The organism is Lactobacillus rizhaonensis, assembly GCF_036246345.1.
Taxonomy (GTDB): Bacteria; Bacillota; Bacilli; order Lactobacillales; family Lactobacillaceae; genus Lactobacillus; species Lactobacillus rizhaonensis.
The window spans coordinates 82,986-101,159 of the sequence record NZ_BTTV01000003.1 but is presented as its reverse complement, the minus strand read 5'-3'; the positions used below and the strand labels follow the sequence as shown (position 1 = coordinate 101,159).

Below are 18,174 nucleotides of genomic sequence, written 5' to 3'. Positions count from 1 at the left end.
TTAATCATAAGTGTTTGGGATTTATTAGTTAGCGATTTGATTTTATTTGATACTGCACAGATCAATTCCGTACATAGTTGCAAGGTCAGTAACTTGGTCTTCTGTTGCTGCAAATGAGAAGACAGTATGGTGGCCACCACCAGCCTTGATCCACTCAGTAGCACCTTTTTCTAAACCAACTTTTGGAGTCCATAATTGTTTAGCTACAGGCAAGTGCGGTGTTTCTTTTTCAGCCTTATGAGCATCAACTGCATAAGTAACAAGCTTAAAGTTATTTCTAAAGTCAGCTAAAGTAACATCAATAGCGTCTCCTTCAGAACCAGAAAAAACTAATCTTGCTGGATCAGCCTTACCGCCAATATCTAAAGGATGAACTTCAACCCGTGGTTTTTCTGAAGCAATTGATGGATCAACTTCCAACATGTGGGAACCCAAAATTGCTTCATGACCTGGACGCAAATCAAGAGTGTAATCTTCCATAAAGGCAGTCTTTTGATTATGAGTCATGATCTTGAAAGTTCTCAGTAAGGCTGCAGTCTTCCAGTCACCTTCACCTGCGAAGCCATAGCCATCACGCATTAACAGTTGAGCTGATAAACCTTGGAGTTGCTCTAGCCCATGCAAATCCTCAAAATTGCTGGTAACAGCGGTATAGCCACCACGCTCTAAGAAGTGTTTCATTGCAATATACTGTTTTAACTGGTAGCGAACCGTTTGATTATAAGCATCTGGGTCCATAGCCCCTTGGACTAAAATATATTTTGCTTTTAAATCAGCATATTCATCATCAATGTCAGACTCTTTGACCTTTTCCATTTCAGCAACTAAGTCGCCAACGCCGTAGTAGTCAACAGTCCAGCCTAATTGAATTTGAGCTTGAACTTTATCGCCTTCAGTAACGGCTACATTACGCATTGTGTCACCAAAACGGCAAACTTTTAACTTGAATGATTCATCATAAGCTACAGCAACGTTTTCCCAGTCAGCAATTTGCTTCATGATCTTTGGATCCTGCCAATAGCCATAGATAATCTTATTATGCTTTTGCAGGCGAGCATTAATATAGCCATATTCACGGTCACCATGAGCACTTTGATTCAAGTTCATATAGTCAAAATCAATTGTGTCATAAGGAATATAATTTAAAAATTGGGTTGCAAAGTGTAACAACGGCTTTTGTAATAGTTTTGTACCGCGAATCCAGTTTTTAGCGGGTGAAAATGTATGCATCCATGTGATTACACCGGCAACTTCATCCCTGTAATTGACTTCTTTCATAAACTGGGTAATTTCATCAGCTGTAGTTAAAACCTTCTTAAACACAACTTTGTAAGGTAAATTGCCTTTTTCATTTAAGCCATCAGCAATTTTTTGCGCATCATCAGCTACACTGCGTAAGGTTTCTTCACCATAAAGGTGTTGACTACCAACTGCAAACCAAAATTCATATTTTGGTACATTTAACATTATTTGTCCTCCTTTTATTTTAAAAAAATGTCTAAACTAAGCTTTAACAATAATTAATTAAAGACTTAAACGAATCATATTCCATGAATATGCGTCGAGTTTTCCTTTCACAGTATTATTGTCGATAGCAACATCTTTTAATTCTGAAATATGCATTAATTGATTTTCATTTGTTGCGTCAAGATCATACCCTGCAAATTGAGTTGCTTCTTTTAAGCCGACACTTGGAAAATTGCCGAGTTGATATTCAAACTGTGCCGGTTCATCAGCCTTATTTTCAATAAATAAGACTATTTCATTTGTTGCTTTGTTGACTGCTGCAGCTGAACTGAGATATGGTACGTCTCTGTTTACTACAGTATAGTTTTCTACTTTACTATCAACCTTAAGCGATTCGCCTTGTGCAAAGTTTGAAATTTGCATAAATGGGTAAAAGATTGATTGATACCAAACTGAAGGATTTCCTTCATTATTAGTCATAATTGGGGCAATAACATTTACCAGTTGTGCCAAACAGCCAATCTTAATCCTGTCGGCGTGCTTTAATAAAGTTAGAGCCAGTGAACCTACAACAAGCGCGTCAGCAAACGTATAGTGATCTTCTAACAAATGTGGTGCTACTTGCCATGGTTTTTGTTTATCATCATTTTCCTTTGAATGATACCAAACGTTCCACTCATCCATAGCCAAATACATGGTCTTATCTATGTGCTTGCGCGCTTTAACAGCATCACAAATTGAAACCACTTCACTAATAAAACTATCCAAATCAACCGAGGATGAAAGGAATTTTTTAATATCGTGATCATTATCATCATAATACTGATGAAGTGATAAGTAGTCTACGTCTTCGTAGACGTTATCTAAAATAGTTTCTTCCCATGAGCCAAAAGTATCTATAGTATGTAGCGAACTTCCACAAGCTATTAATTCAATAGAAGGATCAACTATTTTCATTGCCTTAGCGGTTTCATGAGCCAATCTGCCATATTCATGGGCATTTTTATGACCTATTTGCCAGTCTCCATCCATTTCATTGCCGAGACTCCATAATTTAACATTGAATGGTTCTTTTTGTCCGTTCTTAATGCGTAAATCACTCCAATAAGTACCACCTGGGAAGTTGCAGTATTCGATCAAATTGCGAGCGGCATCTATTCCGCGGGTGCCAAGATTAATAGCCATATCAGCTTCAGCACCAATACATTTACACCAATTTAAAAATTCGTGTAAACCAAATTGGTTGGTTTCAATACTTTTCCATGCCAAATCTAGTCTGACAGGTCTTGTATCTTTAGGACCTATGCCATCTTCCCAATTATAGCCTGAAACAAAGTTTCCTCCTGGATACCTAATTAGGGGAACTCTTAATTTCTTGATAGCTTCAATCACATCAGTGCGAAACCCATCTTTATTAGCTAAAGGATGATCCGGTTGATAAATACCGTTATAAACACAACGGCCTAGCTGTTCAGTTAAAGAGCCCCACATACGTGGGTCAATTTTACCAATTATATTGTCTGAATTAATTTTAAAAGAGGCTTTTACCATTATTTATTCTCCACAGAACTTGATTGGGTATTACTTGAAGCATTACTTTCTTCAACTTCACCAGCCTGTACTGGGTCTTCTTTCTTTAAAGCAAACGCTGAAAAGAGAGTAATAACAAAGACGAAGATACCCATCATGACATATGTATGTTGATAACCAAAGCCATCATACATATGACCAGCTACTGATGAAAAGATAAAGACAGATATTTGCTTGGCAAAGTTTGAAGCTAATGCATAAACAGTAGCATATAATCTAATATCAAACGCACCGGCGATGTATTTCATGATTGATGTTAAAAGCAACGGCATTTCCAGGCCAGCCAGCAGTCTAAATACAACTATCCAACCCCAAGTTGGAGATAAAGCAGAACCTAAAATACGAATACAAGTTAAAAAGCCATAAGCAATTAAGCCCTTTTTAGCTCCAATCTTATTGATAATCCAAGGCATTGGAAACATTAAGATAAATTCGATTAAAGTTTGAGCAGATGACATATAGCTGTATACTAAAGTACCTTGAGCTGCAGTAGCAAAGAATGTCTTGAAAAAGATAATGAATTGCTGATCAAAAACATCAAAAATAGCTGATGCACCAACATAAAAGATACATAAATACCAGAAGTTTTTATTCTTAAATACAGAACCAACAATCTGCATATTCAATGAATTAGATGTATCACCGGCAGCTGATGCATTATCCATATTAATTTTATCGCTAAACAACAACAAGCAAACAAAAATTATAGCAGCAATAGAACACATCCAGAAAATTGAATCTGGTTTCCATAGAAACAGACGACCTGCTACTAATGAAGCCACAATTCCGGCTAAAGAACCACCTAAACGTGAGTGGGAATATTCAAAGCCGTTGGCCAAACTAGCACGCTGAACGTATTGTTCAACTACACTAACACCGCCATTTAAAACAAAGCTGAGGAAAACACCGGTAACAAAGGCAACCAAAAATGAATTAATTTTCATTAATGGTATGAAAGCCCATTGGAAGTAAGGCCCAATGAAAATTCCTACTACACCAATAATTAGTATCAAATCTTTCCTGAAAAGTAATTTGTCAGAGATTACTCCAAAGAAAGGCTGAAAGATTAGTGAAATTCCTGCCATCATTGAGAATACTAGCCCTGATTGTGCGCCATTTAGATGACCTACTTGCTCCATCCATAGAGTCAAGTAACCATTTACAGTTGCCCAAATAAAGAAGTAACTAAAATGGGTAAACGGGAAACCCCAAAAATGTTTATTTTCTTTTTTTACTTCACTATTCATTTTTTCTCCTCTATTTATTACTGATAGTTATATGGAACTGGTTTACCAAAAACAGGCATGCCATTTTCGTCCCAAGTGAAAGCCTGAATCTTAGTATGACGGTTTGGATCGTACAAAGGATCTCCTTTAATATCGGTATAATCTCTGCAGTGGTAAACTAAAATATCAGTCTTATCATCTTCTGCCTTGGTAAATGAATTGTGACCAGGTCCATATTGATGATGTGCTAAATCGCTTTGAAATACTGGCTTTGAACTCTTTTTCCAGCTGTTAGGGTCTAACAAATCTGCTGTGTCTGAAGCCACAAGCATACCCATACAATAGTTTTCATCAGTTGCGCTTGCTGAATAAGTAAGGAAGAACTTATCACCATGATGAATTACAGCTGGACCTTCATTTACCCAGAAAATCTTTGTCTCCCAGTCATACTCAGGTTTGGTTAACATGACAGGCTTAGTCTTTAATGTCCACGGATTTTCCATTTCAGCTATATAAATATTTGAATTCCCTTTAATATTTGGATCCTTTTGAGCCCAAACATAATACAAAATATTCTTGTATTCAAAACTGGTTGCGTCTAATGAAAAGCTGTCCATACCAGTCTTTATTTGTCCATGCTCAATCCAATTTTCTTCCTTGGTAATTGGGTTAGCCTCATCGCATTCGATGCAAAACATTCTGTGTTGAAACATACCGTTTTTGTCTAATTCTTTTGTTTCTGCTGCAGCAAAGTAAATGAACCACTTGCCATCAATATAGTGAAGTTCCGGTGCCCATATTAACTGGCTCATTTCTCCACTATCATGTTTGCGCCAAATAGTTCTGGGAGCTGCGTGTGCCAGTCCCTCAAGGGTTCTTGCTCTTCTTAATTCAATGCGATTATAAGACGGTACAGAAGCTGTAAAATAATAGTAACCGTCTGTATGCTTATAAATATACGGATCCGCTCTTTGGATTATTAAGGGATTAGTATAAGTATTAGTTTCCATAATTATTTCCTCCTAATTTCACTTATTTTCTTTTAGCGTGCGTCTGTGATTGCGCGTTATTTTGACCATAATATGCACTCTTACCATGTTTACGGTAATAATGCTTGTCTAACAAATATTGTGGTAGCCTGCTGTTTGCTCTAGTCAATTGCAGCGTATGATAGTCTTCTTCGGCTACAACTTCTAATACCTTTGCATTATAAACAGCCTGGGCTGGTGTTTGTCCCCAGCAAAACGGACCATGTTGACTAACTAGGGCTCCTGGAGTAGCTTCATAATCTAGGTGGCGCTCATTAAATGTATGGACTATAGTTTTGCCAGTATTGCCTTCGTAATCTTCTTCGATTTCTTCTTTAGTCAACGCATCAGCTGCTGGAACATCAGTGTAAAAAGTATCGGCGTGTGTGGTGTTAAGTGCCGGAATATCCATCTTAGCAGCCGCAAAAGCTACTGCCCAAGGTGAATGAGTATGAACAATGCCACCAATCTTTGGAAAATGATTGTATAAATATGTGTGCGTAGGAGTATCACTTGATGGATTCAATTTTCCTTCGACTACTTTGCCTGACAAATCAACTACCACCATGTCCTCAGGTTTTAGTTTATCGTATTCAACTCCTGAAGGCTTAATTACAAATAATCCTTGATCACGATCAATTCCGGAAACGTTACCCCAAGTAAAAGTAACTAATCCTAATCGAGGCAACTGCATATTAGCCTTGTAAACTTCTTCTTTTAATTGCTCCAGCATTTAACGTTCCTCATCTTTCAAAATAGACGCTGAATTTTCCAAAGATAGAGCCGAACGGTAACGCTCAATGTACTTGCCCGCACCTGCAACTCCTTTTTGTTCAGGACTCAGTGTCATTATCTCCGAGTCAACAAAAACCTTCTCATCTAAGTAGTCCTCCAGCTTTTCTTGAGCACCGGATGATACATATTGGGCTAAAATTGCCATACCCCAAGGACCACCAGCACTAGCATTAGTCATAACGGAAATTGGCATATTCAAAACATTAGATAAAACTTGTTGAGCTACAACAGGCGTCTTAAATAGTCCGCCTTGGGCAATCATGACATCCGTTGTCACTTTCTCCTCATTAGTTAAAATATCCATTCCAATCTTGAGTGGTGCAAAAGCTGAATAAAGCTGTGCCAACATAAAATTAGCTAAAGTAAATTTACTGTTAGGTGTTCTAATTAGCAAAGGTCTTCCTTCTTGGGTTTTGGTTACTGGTTCACCTGAAAAGTAGCTATAGTTAACTATGCCACCGGCATCTGGATCTGACTTTGTAGTATCTAAAAACAAAGTGCTAAATAGTTCGTCTGCACTAATATTTTTACCTAATCTGCCTGCAAACTCGCGAAAGACCTGCGACCAAGCATTAATATCTGAAGAACAGTTATTTATGTGAACCATTGCCACCGGTAGTCCTGTAGGAGTCGTAACAATATCAATGTCCCTATGAACTTTTTGCAAAGGCTTATCTAAAACAACCATCGAAAATTCTGATGTACCCACAGAGATATTTCCTGTACGCCGTCTAACGCTATTGGTACTAATCATGCCGGTTCCAGCATCTCCTTCAGGTGGTGCCATAACACTACCAGCTTTTAAAGTACCAGTTGGATCAAGTAAAGCAGCACCTTTTTCAGTTAAATAGCCTGCAACTTCACCAGCTTTTAAAACTTGAGGTAAAATATCTTCGATTTGCCACGGATACTGTTTCACCTTTTCTAAACTGGAAAATTTGCGAAGACATGTTTGGTCAAACTGACCATCACTATCAATTGGAAACATTCCTGAAGCGTCCCCAACTCCAATATTTTTTTCACCAGATAATTTCCAGTGAACATAACCAGCTAAAGTTGTGATGTAAGCAATATCTTTAACATGATGCTCGTTTTGCAGTATCGCATGATATAAATGAGCGATACTCCAACGTAAAGGAATATTAAAGTTAAATAGCTTGGTTAGTTCTTCTGCTGCATCTTCCGTAATGGTGTTACGCCATGTTCTGAATGGGACTAGCAGTTTGCCATTAGTATCAAAGGCCAAATAGCCGTGCATCATTGCACTAACACCTATGGCTCCTATTCTTTCAATTTTGACATGATATTTACTGCTGACCATAGCAGCTAACTGGGCATAACTTTGCCTTAAGCCAGTAAAAATATCTCCTTCAGAATAGGTCCAAATACCATCTTGCAATCTGTTTTCCCATGAAAAGCTGCCAGAAGCCAGCGGCTGAAAATCAGGGCTGATTAAAACTGCCTTAATTTGTGTAGAACCGAATTCAATCCCTAATGCTGTTTGCCCCCTTTGAATGAGTTGAACAATTTTAGTAATGTTCATTTAAACGCCTCTTTCCTCACGGTAGAATTCTATCCTTAGCTTTCTTCGGAAAGCACTTTCATGATATATTTTTTATTTGAACAATTCAATAGGTTTAAAAATTCATTCGAATGTTTTTGAAAATTTTTAAGGTTTATAAACTCTTAATTTCACGGCATTTTAGCTATTTTAGAAATTTTATTTGTTTTTATTGGGCTTTTTTAGCATAAATTTATTGTTTACGTTTATACCTTTGCTCTTTATAAAAATACCAATATTTCAGCAAAAAATAAATATAAGTTACCTTTTAAAATTGAACTATGTTATGATTTTAATCAAAAGAATAAGGATTTTAACAATATTAGTTAAAATTTATTCAAATGAATTTTAGGAGGTTACACAATGAAAAGCGATTATATAAACGTTGTGGAAACACTTAAAAATGAAATAACTTTTGGTAATTACGAAGTTAACCAAAAATTACCCACAGAAGACGAGTTAATGCGCCGCTTCAAGGTCACTCGTTATGCTGTTAGAAAAGCCTTAACTGAATTGCAAAATGAGCATTTAATCTACAAAGTCCAAGGAAGCGGAATGTACATCCAGGATTGGAATAAAAAATGGCAAGCCAATCCACAAAGCAAAACCATCGGATTAATTTGTACTCACATTGCTGATTACATTTTTCCCAAGATTATTGCTCAAATTGATTCTGAAATTGAACCACAGGGCTATTCTTTGCTTTTAGCTAATACTCATAACTATCCTCAAACTGAACGATCAAGTTTGATTAAAATGCTTGATTCACAAGTGGCCGGTTTAATCGTTGAACCCAGTGAAAGTGCCAAGCCTTGCCAAAATTCAGATATTTACCGTCGAATTGCAAAAAGCAAAATACCCTTATTATTCATTAATGCGGAATACTCTGAATTTAATTTTCCTGCTATTGTGAATTCGGATAGAGAGTCAGAAAATGAATTGACAACTTATTTATTGCAGCAAAATCATCGCCGAATTTTAGGTATCTTTCAAACAGACGATCTTCAAGGGGTCGAACGGATGAAGGGCTTTATCGCTGCTTATCAGGAAAATAATGTTAATTTAGCAAGTAGTAATTTAATTATGTACAGCTCACATGATCCTTTCTCTGTTATTAGTAAAAAAATTGATTTGTATTTAAATGGTCCCGAACCGCCAACGGCAATAGCATGTTATCATGATGAATTGGCTGTTTTAGTCATTGACAAGTTGAAAAAGCTAAAAATCAAAATTCCCCAGGATATTTCTGTGGTTGGTTTCGATAACTACGATTCATCTGCTTACTTAAACCCTAGCCTGACGACTATGAATTATCAGAGAACTTCCGTTGGTCAAGAGGCAGGCAAAGGAATTTTAGCTTTAATAAATGGTAAGAAATTTACTTCAGTGGTACATCACCCTGAGATGATGATTCGCGATTCAGTTGCTACACTGAAGCAATAAAAAAGGTGTTAATCAAAAACTTGATTAACGCCTTTTTACTGTTGCTATTTACTTAGATGAATCTCGCGGTCAAACAGCAGTTGCAGGTTTTTATCAAAATTATGGGCGATAAAAATGACAGTGCCTGGCATTTTAAGGAGTTCTTGCAGGATTTCTCTGGTTCCTGCCTGATCAATTGCACTTGTGCCTTCATCAATCAGTAAGATTTTACTGTCATGTATTTGCGAACGCGCAAGAATTATTTTTTGCCTTTGACCGCCAGAAACATTTAGTTTTTGCAAGTTTATTTCTGTATTCATGCCATGAGAAAATTTGGCAATATCTGCGCCCAAACCTACTGCTAGAGCTGCAGGTTCGGCCAGCAAGTCTAATTTGGGATTGAACATTGTAATATTGTTTTTGATGGTGCTGGGAAATAAAACAGGATCTTGTGCAATGTAGCCGATTTTAGCTAAATCCGGTTCGATCACCTTTCCCTCTTGATTCTTAAATGCTATTTTCCCCGAACTCGGTGACAAAATCCCTAAAATTAGTTTAAACAAAGTTGACTTGCCTGTTCCGCTATCACCTGTTAACAAAATTTTTTCGCCACAATTGACAGTGATATCAGGGAAATTCAAAGTTTCACCATTAGGAAAACTAATTGCCAAATCTTTTGTACTAAAAGCAACAGGTGTTCCTAACTTTTGCTCATCAGTTTTTACTGGTACAGTTGCTGCGGTAACTTTGTATCTCAAAGTTCTGGTGCCCTTAATTAAGCCAAAATAGAATGGCAAGTATTCGATTGCTAGTGAAATATAATGACTAAAATTACCGATAACTGCAATTGCACCAAACGTAACCAGACCGCCTTTAATTAAAATACCAGTCCAGACGAACAAAATCAGGATCATAACTTGCGCAACACCATTAGTAATAATGGATAGAATTTGTTGTTCCTGTGTCTGTTTGAGATTGGCTTTTTCTAAATCTTGCGCTCCCTTGTGCATTACGCTAGTTAATTTATCACCGGCAAGATACCGCTCTAATTCAGCAATACCGCTTAGCCATTTTTCAATCAGATCCAAATATTGTCTATTTTGATGAGATACTTTTTCCGTAGCTTTTTGCAATGGCTTTTCAATTATTTTAGGCAAAACAATGGAAACGGCTACCGAAATTAAGATAAGTAGCAACAAACTCCAGTGCATTGTCAGCAGGGCAATTACGGAGAAAAGAATATAGCCTAGAAAATTACAAATGACAGGAATTAAGTTAAAGGACTGATTGTTAACCGTATTAAGATCATTGGTCAGGCGATTTTTAACTTGCGAAGTTTGATAATTTTTACGGTCATGATAGACGTGGCTTACTATTTTGCTTCTTAAAGTGCGATTAAATTCTTGAACTTGTCGTACCAGTAAATATTCAGAACCCCAGTCAAAAGCATACGACGAAAGATAAGCTAATGTTGTAAAAGTAATGATTAACAACCAGGCTTGGCCGTCATGCTGGCGCAAAGCGGTAAATTCCCACATATTTAAGTATGATGCACCGATTAAAACAAAAGGTTGTAAGAAACTAAAAAGTACAATGAATATGAAACGAATTTGATTGGTATGAAAGAAGTTTTTAAAAGTCACGGTTGTTCTCCTTCTGGCTTGCTAACCGAATCGTTTTATCAAACATATTTTTAACTTCAAAATTAAGATTATGGGCAATCATGATCACGGTCTTATCAGTGTTAATCAGCTCGGCAATAATTTGCTTAGTAGCCTGACTATCAATGGCGCTTGTCGCTTCGTCCAGCAAAATAATTTCGTCAGCGAAAACTTCTGATCTGGCAAGGATAATCTTTTGCCTTTGGCCGCCTGATAAATTATTTTTATCCAAATCAACCTGTGTGTTGGTTCCTTGGGGAAATCTCGCAATGTCGCTCTGCAGTTGCACTTTATTAATTAAATTAGGTACTTGATCCAACAACTGTTGGTGAAACATCACGATATTTTCCGCAATCGTTCCTGGAAACAATTGCGGATCTTGAGCAATGTAACTGATCCGGTTTAAATTTGGTTGAAAAATCTGCCCCGCATTATTTTTAAAAATAATTTGACCTTGATAAGGCCTGATCTTACCCAAAATAGCGTAGAACAGTGTTGATTTACCAGTTCCGCTATCGCCTGTAAGCAAAACTTTTTCACCCTTATTAATCACAAAATCGGGATATTTAATTATTGGACCATTAGGATATTTTAGCGCCAAATTTTTAATTTCAATTTGAGCAATTTGAGCAGATGATCCGTTCGGCTTGGATTTAGTGTTAGAAATCAAACTAGCCGTAGTTTGATTGATATTTTTAGTAGATTTAATCTTGACCGCAGCACTTGTAATGGAGGATACAGCTGAAAAAATACCAAAAGCAAAAGAAGTCGAAGCTAATGCCGCTCCAATTTTTATTTGACCAGTTAAAAACAGGGTGCCAGCTAAAAAGGCAATCGACATTTGCCCTAAGGTATTGCCAATTCCATTAATTGTATTGGAAGCACAGTTTTTATTGGTTTGATTGACTTTAGACTTTTCTAACTTCTCGGCGTAGCTGCTCATTTCTTTATTTAGGATCGTCCATGCATGGTACCGCCGTAGTTCATTTAAACCACTGATCCACTCGCCAATTCCTGTTAAAAAGGCACTGGTATTTTGCATCACTTTTCTACTTGCATCTGAGGTCATACGCGCCATTATTTTGGGCAAGCTTAAATCTATTAGAACAAAAATTGCAGTTAGTAGAACAAAAGACCAATTTAGGCTAAAAAGGACTCCAACAGAAAGCAAGATAATGAATAAATTGCTAAGAACATTAATCCACGGCAGAGCAAAATCCCTAGTTAAGGTATCCAGATTGCTTTGCAGATAATTCTGCATTTGTGCCACTGTCGCATCGTTTTCAGTATAAAAATGGTCTACCATTTGCCCTCTTAATTGATCAAGATATTCCTGAATCTGTGCGTTAAAAAGGTAAGTCGCTAAAGGCAGAATAAATACACCACAAACTACCGGAATAAATTCAATTAATTGCCAGCGAATGTAAACCGGTAAATTACCAACACTTAGTCCGTTAACTGCAAATTGAAAAAAATATTGGTCAAGTGAGCCGGTAACAGCGAAAATAAAATAAAGTAAAATAATAAAAATTGCTCGTTGTTTATTAGAGCCAATCAGTCCCTTTAATGTCATGTTCTTGCGTCTTTCACTTTATGCTAAATCAATTTTATTAAATTTATCTAATAATAAAATGAATGAGCAAGGGTGTCAAATTAGCAGGTAAAATATAATCGCCGGTTATAAATAAAAACTAATTCCAATGAAAAATTAGTTTGAAAGTGTTTAATTTTTGATTTGTTGGTTTACAGTAATGACGGTAATTAAAAGGTTTTTTTACTTCTTTGGTAAATTCTTACTTTCTGAAGTGTATTGCCAAAATTATTAGCTATTCTATTTTTAAAAAATTTGAGTCATTAAAAAATGCTCAATTATAGTTTTAACTATAATTGAACACTCTTTATTTTATTTGCAAATAAATGTTATTCCGACTTCGAAATAACATTGTCCAACTTGCTGGTGTCACTTAAATTGGCATTTAAAAATTCTTGATTATCTATCGGTAAATGCAATTCAAAGTTTTCAATTGGTTGGATGCTAACTGTTACATCCTTCATCATTGCTGCCAAAACATGACCGCCAAAGCTTAAATCGTCTGCCAAAAAATGATTGTGAAATCCTGATACCCCAACACCTTGAAAAACAGGCGGCGTGTAATAACTAATCATTGTTCCAGTGATATTTTCAGCTTCAAACTCGACTTGATTTTCCGCAATTTTTCCTAGAGACGGATATGGCTTACATGACTTTTTGGAAGACCTTGTACGAATTTTTTGGAAAACACCTTTAGTCAATATTGCGAAAAATTGATTTTGAGCGTTATTTTTTGTTAAAACATCTTTTAGTATTTCTGTCAATTCAACATTTTGATAGCTTTTGAATTTGTGATAATCCGCAAAACTAACGTCAGCATAAGTCACTTTAAAGTCATCTGGCAGTTTCACAGCTGGACCACTAATATCTATTTTGTAACCGACACCATCCAATATTACTAATTCACCATCAACGCCATCACCCGTTCCAATACCAATATTGCCGTGTCTTAACAATTCTGATAGCGGTATAGTGCCTTCCAATAGGCCTTCAACCAGCATTTGCATAGTCCCATGTTGAAATAATGTATTTTTTGTCATATTTCTGTCCCATTAATTTATATAATTAGTTGGAATTTTAAAAATTCCAACTAATCCAGAATTTTTAAATTGTATAATTCCTTTTCCACACCACGGGTATCTCCATGCGTGTAAAATTTAACACCATACAATCTAATGTCGCTGTTTTCACCAATAATATTAATATTTTTTGGACGGATACTTTCTAACAATCTTTCCTTCCATTCATCTTTTTCTAGTAAATGTTCCCCTTTAGGTTCGATATAAATTTGATAAATAATATTACCATTATCTAAAACTAGAATAAAGTCAGGCATATAACCCTCATAATGCTTAATATCTTCATTTTTAAACTCGTGCAAACTCCAATTAGCAATAGTTTCCTCATTTCGAATTAAATAGACATTGTCATATTTTTTCTTAAAATCTTTAATCAAACTACCAATCATATTAATCAAAGAAGATTCTAGCTGATCTGTAATTGCATAATCATAAGGGAACCATTCATTATCCTTCATTTTTTTCGGACGGATAAGTTCGTTAATAAACTTCTTATTAGAGGCTTGTGGTACTAGCTTGCTATAATCTTTAACCACATCCTTTACAGCAACAGGCATAAACTCCTCTGTTCCTCGTTCTTTACGATAATTTTTGATAATTTTTTCTTGGATTTTATGTAAAGCAATATCTAAAACATTTAACTTCTCTAACATAGATAATTGAGACTTATACTGATCAGGAACTTGAGCACTTACTTTTAATTGCCCCAACCAATTAGGTGATTTGCTAAACTCATCTACTGATTTTAGCATTGGCAAATACTTTCTCATTTTATCAAAACGATAGAATTTATTTCTCGCTATGGCTTTCCTAATCAGTCGATAGTCATTCTTATCAGAAAAATCAACCACTTTATCATACCTAGTATTTGATTCTCGGACGTAAGAATACTCACCACGCAGTTCATTCTCTGTAGTACTCATATTGTAATCAATAACCATGTTGAAGTTATCAATCCCATAATCACCAATATCTTTATATTCAGAATCAGGCACTGCTTCTGTTTTGTTATAAAACAGATTCCCGTATTTATAAAATGTCGTCTTTTTGAATGATGGTTTCACCTTAGCACTAAAAGTCTGATAATTACTGTCTTGATTAACAATTAAATCCATATTATCAAATGATTTGTTCAAATTATCAATATATTTTGAATTATTGATCGTATGGTAATATAGCGTTTCAAGTAATTTCTTTTCTTGAGATGATGTCTGATCGAATCTTCTTGTATATGACCTTTTGCCTTCATAGCTAAATGGATAGTACCTTGCACCTCGTCCTATTAATTGTGCTTCAGAATTGGTCTGTTTAAGTGAATTGGATTCTTTTTCCTCTGATACTCGTACAATATCAAAAAGATTAAGAACATCCCATCCCTCTGTCAGTTTAGCAACTGCAAAAATAATTCTAAATGGATTGTTGATGTCTTCCAGAGTATTCAAGTTTTTAAAATCAGTGTTATTAGTTAGGATCCCTTTAGTACCACCCTCATTAACATTGATCGTAGTATTGATATTAAAATCTCTCTTAAGCTCTGATACTGCTTTATCAATATCTTTAGATAGCCAATACTCATAAGTCATCGATAAAGCGTTACTTTTTGCATTTAGCTTTTGATTAGTCACTAGAAAATCATGGAGTGATTCAGTAGATAGATTATCTATCATTGCTAAGAATTCATCTTTAACAGCATTAGAGGTCTTGATACGATTAGATTTAACTAACAGGATTGGTTTAAAGTTTGGAATATTTAGCTTCTCTGCTATTCTTTTACGATATTGACTTAACAAAACTGCATTAAGCAGTTTTGTTATATTATCATTATTGGCCTGTAATCTAAAAACATTTTTAGAATAACCTTCATCCATAAACTGACTAAGATCATATTTGTAAATAATCTTGTCTTTGTACTTTTCATAAACTTCCTTTTTGTCAACATCAATTGTAGCTGTGAATTCTAATTGGCGGTTATGCTTATTAGAATCCCTAATTCTATCTAGCAAATTTTCCCAAGAATTTTCTTCACGTTGCTTTTTCTTAGTATCAGCATTAAAATGGTGTGCTTCATCGGCTAAGATGATGATCTTATGCTTCTTTAAAGCGTCAAAGGTTAAAGCATTTTCTTGAGGATCATTTAATTCATTAGATAATGATTGAACCGTAGCAAGCTTGATATAAATGGTATTAGCTTCTTGATTTATTGGAAAAGATTCTACCGCCTTTAGATCAACTCTTTCACCATCAATATTTATTGGAGCTGAAAATAGATACTTAGATGAATTAGTATTCAAGAAATTATCTTTTGTCTTGTCAACTACAGCAGTTGTATTAGAAACAAAAAGAAAATTAGTGTAGTTAAATTCTTTATAATAATAAAGAATAATAGCAGCCATTATATCTGTCTTTCCAGACCCAGTGGCCATATTAAACATTAATTGATTATATTTTTCATCTGCATCTTTTTGTCTTTGTGACCAATCTAAAGAAAATAATGCAGTCTGTTGATATGGTCTCAGAGTATGTTTTAAATTTTCATCTATGTAATAAAAATCAGGAAGCTTAGTAAAATAACTACTAATAGCTTTTTTAGCTTTTTCAAGAGTGTTAAAAGGCTTTATATTCATCACTTTTTTCACTATTCTTTACCTTCTTCATTTGAAGAATAAAAACTCTTATTAAATTTATAATCTGAATCAGATATTAAATCTTTAACATCTGCATCATCAATATTACTGTAATTGTAGTAGAGCTGGTTCTTATCAATAATTTTAATAAGTTCCTTTTTACGGTCTGAAAAAGACGGTAGTTCACCAGCTTTGAGGGATGATTCAAATTTATCTAGATCTACTCTAAAATCAATATCACCATTTTGTTTTATACGAGTATAAACAGACATTAGATCATTTATATCTTTTGCATTTTGAATGTCTTTTAGATAGCCTTGATTTTTTTCCATAAGTTCAGCATAAATGAATGAACCTCCACCTTGCCAATTGACTGCTTTAGATATCCCACCTTGCTCCCCAGCGATAACCTTTTGTAAACGAGGCACTGAAATGGTATTAATATAATCCATCTGCTCAATGCCAATAAAACGACGATGCATTTTCATAGCAACAGCTTGTGTAGTGGCAGACCCCATAAAGAAATCTAAAACTAAATCATTTTCATCTGAACCGATATGTATAATTTGTTCTAATAGCTTTTCTGGTTTAGGTGTAGAAAATAACTTATCTTTGTCTTTTTCCTTAAACAATACTTTTTGTTCGTTTTTAGCTTGTCGATTGTGACCAGTGACCTCTAAATCAAACCACAAATTTGATGGTGGAAGTGGGGATTGTTCATATAAATATGTTTTCCTTTTAATATTTGTAAAATCTTTATTAAAATATATTTCCCCCGTTTTCATTTTTTCTTTTAAAGTTTCTTCACTCCATCTCCATCCATTCTTTGGGGGATGAATAACATTTCCATTAGGAGCCTTTATATCATAAATTAAGTTTTCCCGATAATTTGGTGATCCTAGTGGATTACCATCAAACCAGGGACCTCTAGGATCATTATTTGGATTTGAATAATGTTTGCTTTGACTCAAATTCCTTTTAACTTTATTAGGTAACCATGAACTTCCAGCCAAAGAATATACTAGTATCTCATTAAAGTCATTAGAAAATTGTTTAGCATCATTATTTGAGTTGTCGCTAGAACGCCATGCAATAGTTGTAATAAAGTTCTCTCGACCCAAAATATTATCGGCTAATACCTTTAAGTAATTCAACTCTGTATTATCCAAGGTAATCCATATAGAACCATCTTTTGACAACAACCTCTTGGAAATTTCCAAACGATTTTTCATAAATGTAAGCCATGATGAATGATTAAAACTATCATTATAGCCAAATTTTCCTTTTGTATTATAAGGCGGATCTAAATATATTAATTTTACCTTACCGGCATACCTTTCTTCTAAACTATAAAGTGCTATTAAATTATTACCTTTAATAATTAAATTATCATCGTCTGAAATTGAACTAGCTTTGGTCTTGCCATTTTTATCATATTTAGTAGCATTAATAAAAATCTTAGGTTCAAAAAGTTCATCAATTTCAGGTTTAGCAAGTGTTTCATTTAGAAATGGTTCATCTACATCCCCAGAATGTTCAACATCTTCTTTTGTCATACCAGCTTTTAGGACACAATCCTTATAAGGAAAATCTAAAACAACATCAGAAGAATAATCAAGATATTTATCACCCGCTGCCAAACCTATCTTATTATCATATTTAGTAAAACTATCTTCCCAGTATTCCTTGTAACGTAACATATCAACAAATTTATTAATTTCAAATATCTCTACATCAGCAATCTTGGAAGTATATGTCTTATGCAATAAATCATCCTTTAAAATAGCTGTCATCAAATCTTTATCATAATTATCAAGATCTTCAATGACAGTGTTTCTCTTCAAAGCACAACTTTTAGTAAAATACTTATCGCCAAATTGTCCTAATACTTTACGTATATGTTCCATTGCTTTTGATTCTACAGCCATCTTTTACGTCTCCTAAAACTTCTATAAATAATTCTATTATATCAACAACTATTAATTGCTAATCTTACATAACAAAAATATTTTAGTTATAGCAACTATAAATCTTTCATCTCAAGCAATAATTAAGGTAATTTAGTATATATTTTTTCTGTCAATAAGCTATATGCCATTAAAAATTTTCTAGTATTAGTCTTCAACAAAA

General features: G+C 34.8%; 12 protein-coding genes. 1 reads left to right on the top strand and 11 read right to left on the bottom strand.

The window, feature by feature from the left end; translation table 11 throughout:
- Positions 1 to 42: 42 nt before the first annotated feature.
- The 6 genes from araA to AAA915_RS04980 are packed head-to-tail and all read right to left on the bottom strand — an operon-like array spanning position 43 to position 7,649.
- Entirely contained in the window at positions 43 to 1,467 is a 1,425-nt protein-coding gene (gene araA / locus AAA915_RS05005; protein ID WP_294830264.1) for an L-arabinose isomerase, read from the bottom strand.
- 57 nt (positions 1,468 to 1,524) lie between these two features.
- The gene (gene arfA, locus AAA915_RS05000) at positions 1,525 to 3,018 is read right to left on the bottom strand and encodes an arabinosylfuranosidase ArfA (RefSeq protein ID WP_294830266.1); all 1,494 of its coding nucleotides are present in this window, start codon (positions 3,016 to 3,018) and stop codon (positions 1,525 to 1,527) included.
- Complete coding sequence (locus AAA915_RS04995) at positions 3,018 to 4,304, bottom strand: oligosaccharide MFS transporter (RefSeq protein ID WP_294830268.1); 1,287 nt, start codon at positions 4,302 to 4,304, stop codon at positions 3,018 to 3,020. Before AAA915_RS04995 ends, arfA begins: the two co-directional genes overlap by 1 nt.
- A gap of 17 nt (positions 4,305 to 4,321) precedes the next feature.
- Positions 4,322 to 5,293, bottom strand: coding sequence for a glycoside hydrolase family 43 protein (locus tag AAA915_RS04990; RefSeq protein WP_294830270.1), 972 nt, complete (start codon positions 5,291 to 5,293; stop codon positions 4,322 to 4,324).
- Positions 5,294 to 5,315: 22 nt separating this feature from the next.
- Positions 5,316 to 6,044: an L-ribulose-5-phosphate 4-epimerase gene (locus AAA915_RS04985; protein WP_294830272.1), complete on the bottom strand. Its 729-nt coding sequence runs from the start codon at positions 6,042 to 6,044 to the stop codon at positions 5,316 to 5,318.
- The gene (locus tag AAA915_RS04980) at positions 6,045 to 7,649 is read right to left on the bottom strand and encodes a xylulokinase (RefSeq protein WP_294830274.1); all 1,605 of its coding nucleotides are present in this window, start codon (positions 7,647 to 7,649) and stop codon (positions 6,045 to 6,047) included.
- 381 nt (positions 7,650 to 8,030) lie between these two features.
- Here AAA915_RS04980 and AAA915_RS04975 point away from each other — a divergent pair, with 381 nt between their 5' ends.
- Positions 8,031 to 9,110, top strand: coding sequence for a GntR family transcriptional regulator (locus tag AAA915_RS04975; RefSeq protein WP_294830276.1), 1,080 nt, complete (start codon positions 8,031 to 8,033; stop codon positions 9,108 to 9,110).
- 44 nt (positions 9,111 to 9,154) lie between these two features.
- Here the strand turns inward: AAA915_RS04975 and AAA915_RS04970 are convergent, their stop codons facing one another.
- The 5 genes from AAA915_RS04970 to AAA915_RS04950 all read right to left on the bottom strand — a co-directional run bounded on the left by AAA915_RS04970 (position 9,155) and on the right by AAA915_RS04950 (position 17,972).
- Positions 9,155 to 10,732, bottom strand: coding sequence for an ATP-binding cassette domain-containing protein (locus AAA915_RS04970; RefSeq protein WP_294830278.1), 1,578 nt, complete (start codon positions 10,730 to 10,732; stop codon positions 9,155 to 9,157).
- Complete coding sequence (locus tag AAA915_RS04965) at positions 10,722 to 12,323, bottom strand: ATP-binding cassette domain-containing protein (protein ID WP_338200865.1); 1,602 nt, start codon at positions 12,321 to 12,323, stop codon at positions 10,722 to 10,724. The genes AAA915_RS04970 and AAA915_RS04965 overlap by 11 nt, the downstream gene beginning before the upstream one ends.
- A gap of 347 nt (positions 12,324 to 12,670) precedes the next feature.
- Positions 12,671 to 13,381, bottom strand: a complete 711-nt coding sequence (gene budA / locus AAA915_RS04960; protein ID WP_294830282.1) for an acetolactate decarboxylase — start codon at positions 13,379 to 13,381, stop codon at positions 12,671 to 12,673.
- Between the two features lie 50 nt (positions 13,382 to 13,431).
- The gene (locus tag AAA915_RS04955) at positions 13,432 to 16,056 is read right to left on the bottom strand and encodes a DEAD/DEAH box helicase family protein (RefSeq protein WP_294830284.1); all 2,625 of its coding nucleotides are present in this window, start codon (positions 16,054 to 16,056) and stop codon (positions 13,432 to 13,434) included.
- Entirely contained in the window at positions 16,056 to 17,972 is a 1,917-nt protein-coding gene (locus AAA915_RS04950; RefSeq protein ID WP_294830286.1) for a site-specific DNA-methyltransferase, read from the bottom strand. Before AAA915_RS04950 ends, AAA915_RS04955 begins: the two co-directional genes overlap by 1 nt.
- Positions 17,973 to 18,174: the final 202 nt, after the last annotated feature.

Bases quoted from the DNA above. Each gene is read 5' to 3' on its own strand.
- araA (WP_294830264.1), bottom strand. From the start codon at position 1,467: ATGTTAAATGTACCAAAATATGAATTTTGGTTTGCAGTTGGTAGTCAA.
- arfA (WP_294830266.1), bottom strand. From the start codon at position 3,018: ATGGTAAAAGCCTCTTTTAAAATTAATTCAGACAATATAATTGGTAAA.
- AAA915_RS04995 (WP_294830268.1), bottom strand. From the start codon at position 4,304: ATGAATAGTGAAGTAAAAAAAGAAAATAAACATTTTTGGGGTTTCCCG.
- AAA915_RS04990 (WP_294830270.1), bottom strand. From the start codon at position 5,293: ATGGAAACTAATACTTATACTAATCCCTTAATAATCCAAAGAGCGGAT.
- AAA915_RS04985 (WP_294830272.1), bottom strand. From the start codon at position 6,044: ATGCTGGAGCAATTAAAAGAAGAAGTTTACAAGGCTAATATGCAGTTG.
- AAA915_RS04980 (WP_294830274.1), bottom strand. From the start codon at position 7,649: ATGAACATTACTAAAATTGTTCAACTCATTCAAAGGGGGCAAACAGCA.
- AAA915_RS04975 (WP_294830276.1), top strand. From the start codon at position 8,031: ATGAAAAGCGATTATATAAACGTTGTGGAAACACTTAAAAATGAAATA.
- AAA915_RS04965 (WP_338200865.1), bottom strand. From the start codon at position 12,323: ATGACATTAAAGGGACTGATTGGCTCTAATAAACAACGAGCAATTTTT.
- budA (WP_294830282.1), bottom strand. From the start codon at position 13,381: ATGACAAAAAATACATTATTTCAACATGGGACTATGCAAATGCTGGTT.
- AAA915_RS04950 (WP_294830286.1), bottom strand. From the start codon at position 17,972: ATGGCTGTAGAATCAAAAGCAATGGAACATATACGTAAAGTATTAGGA.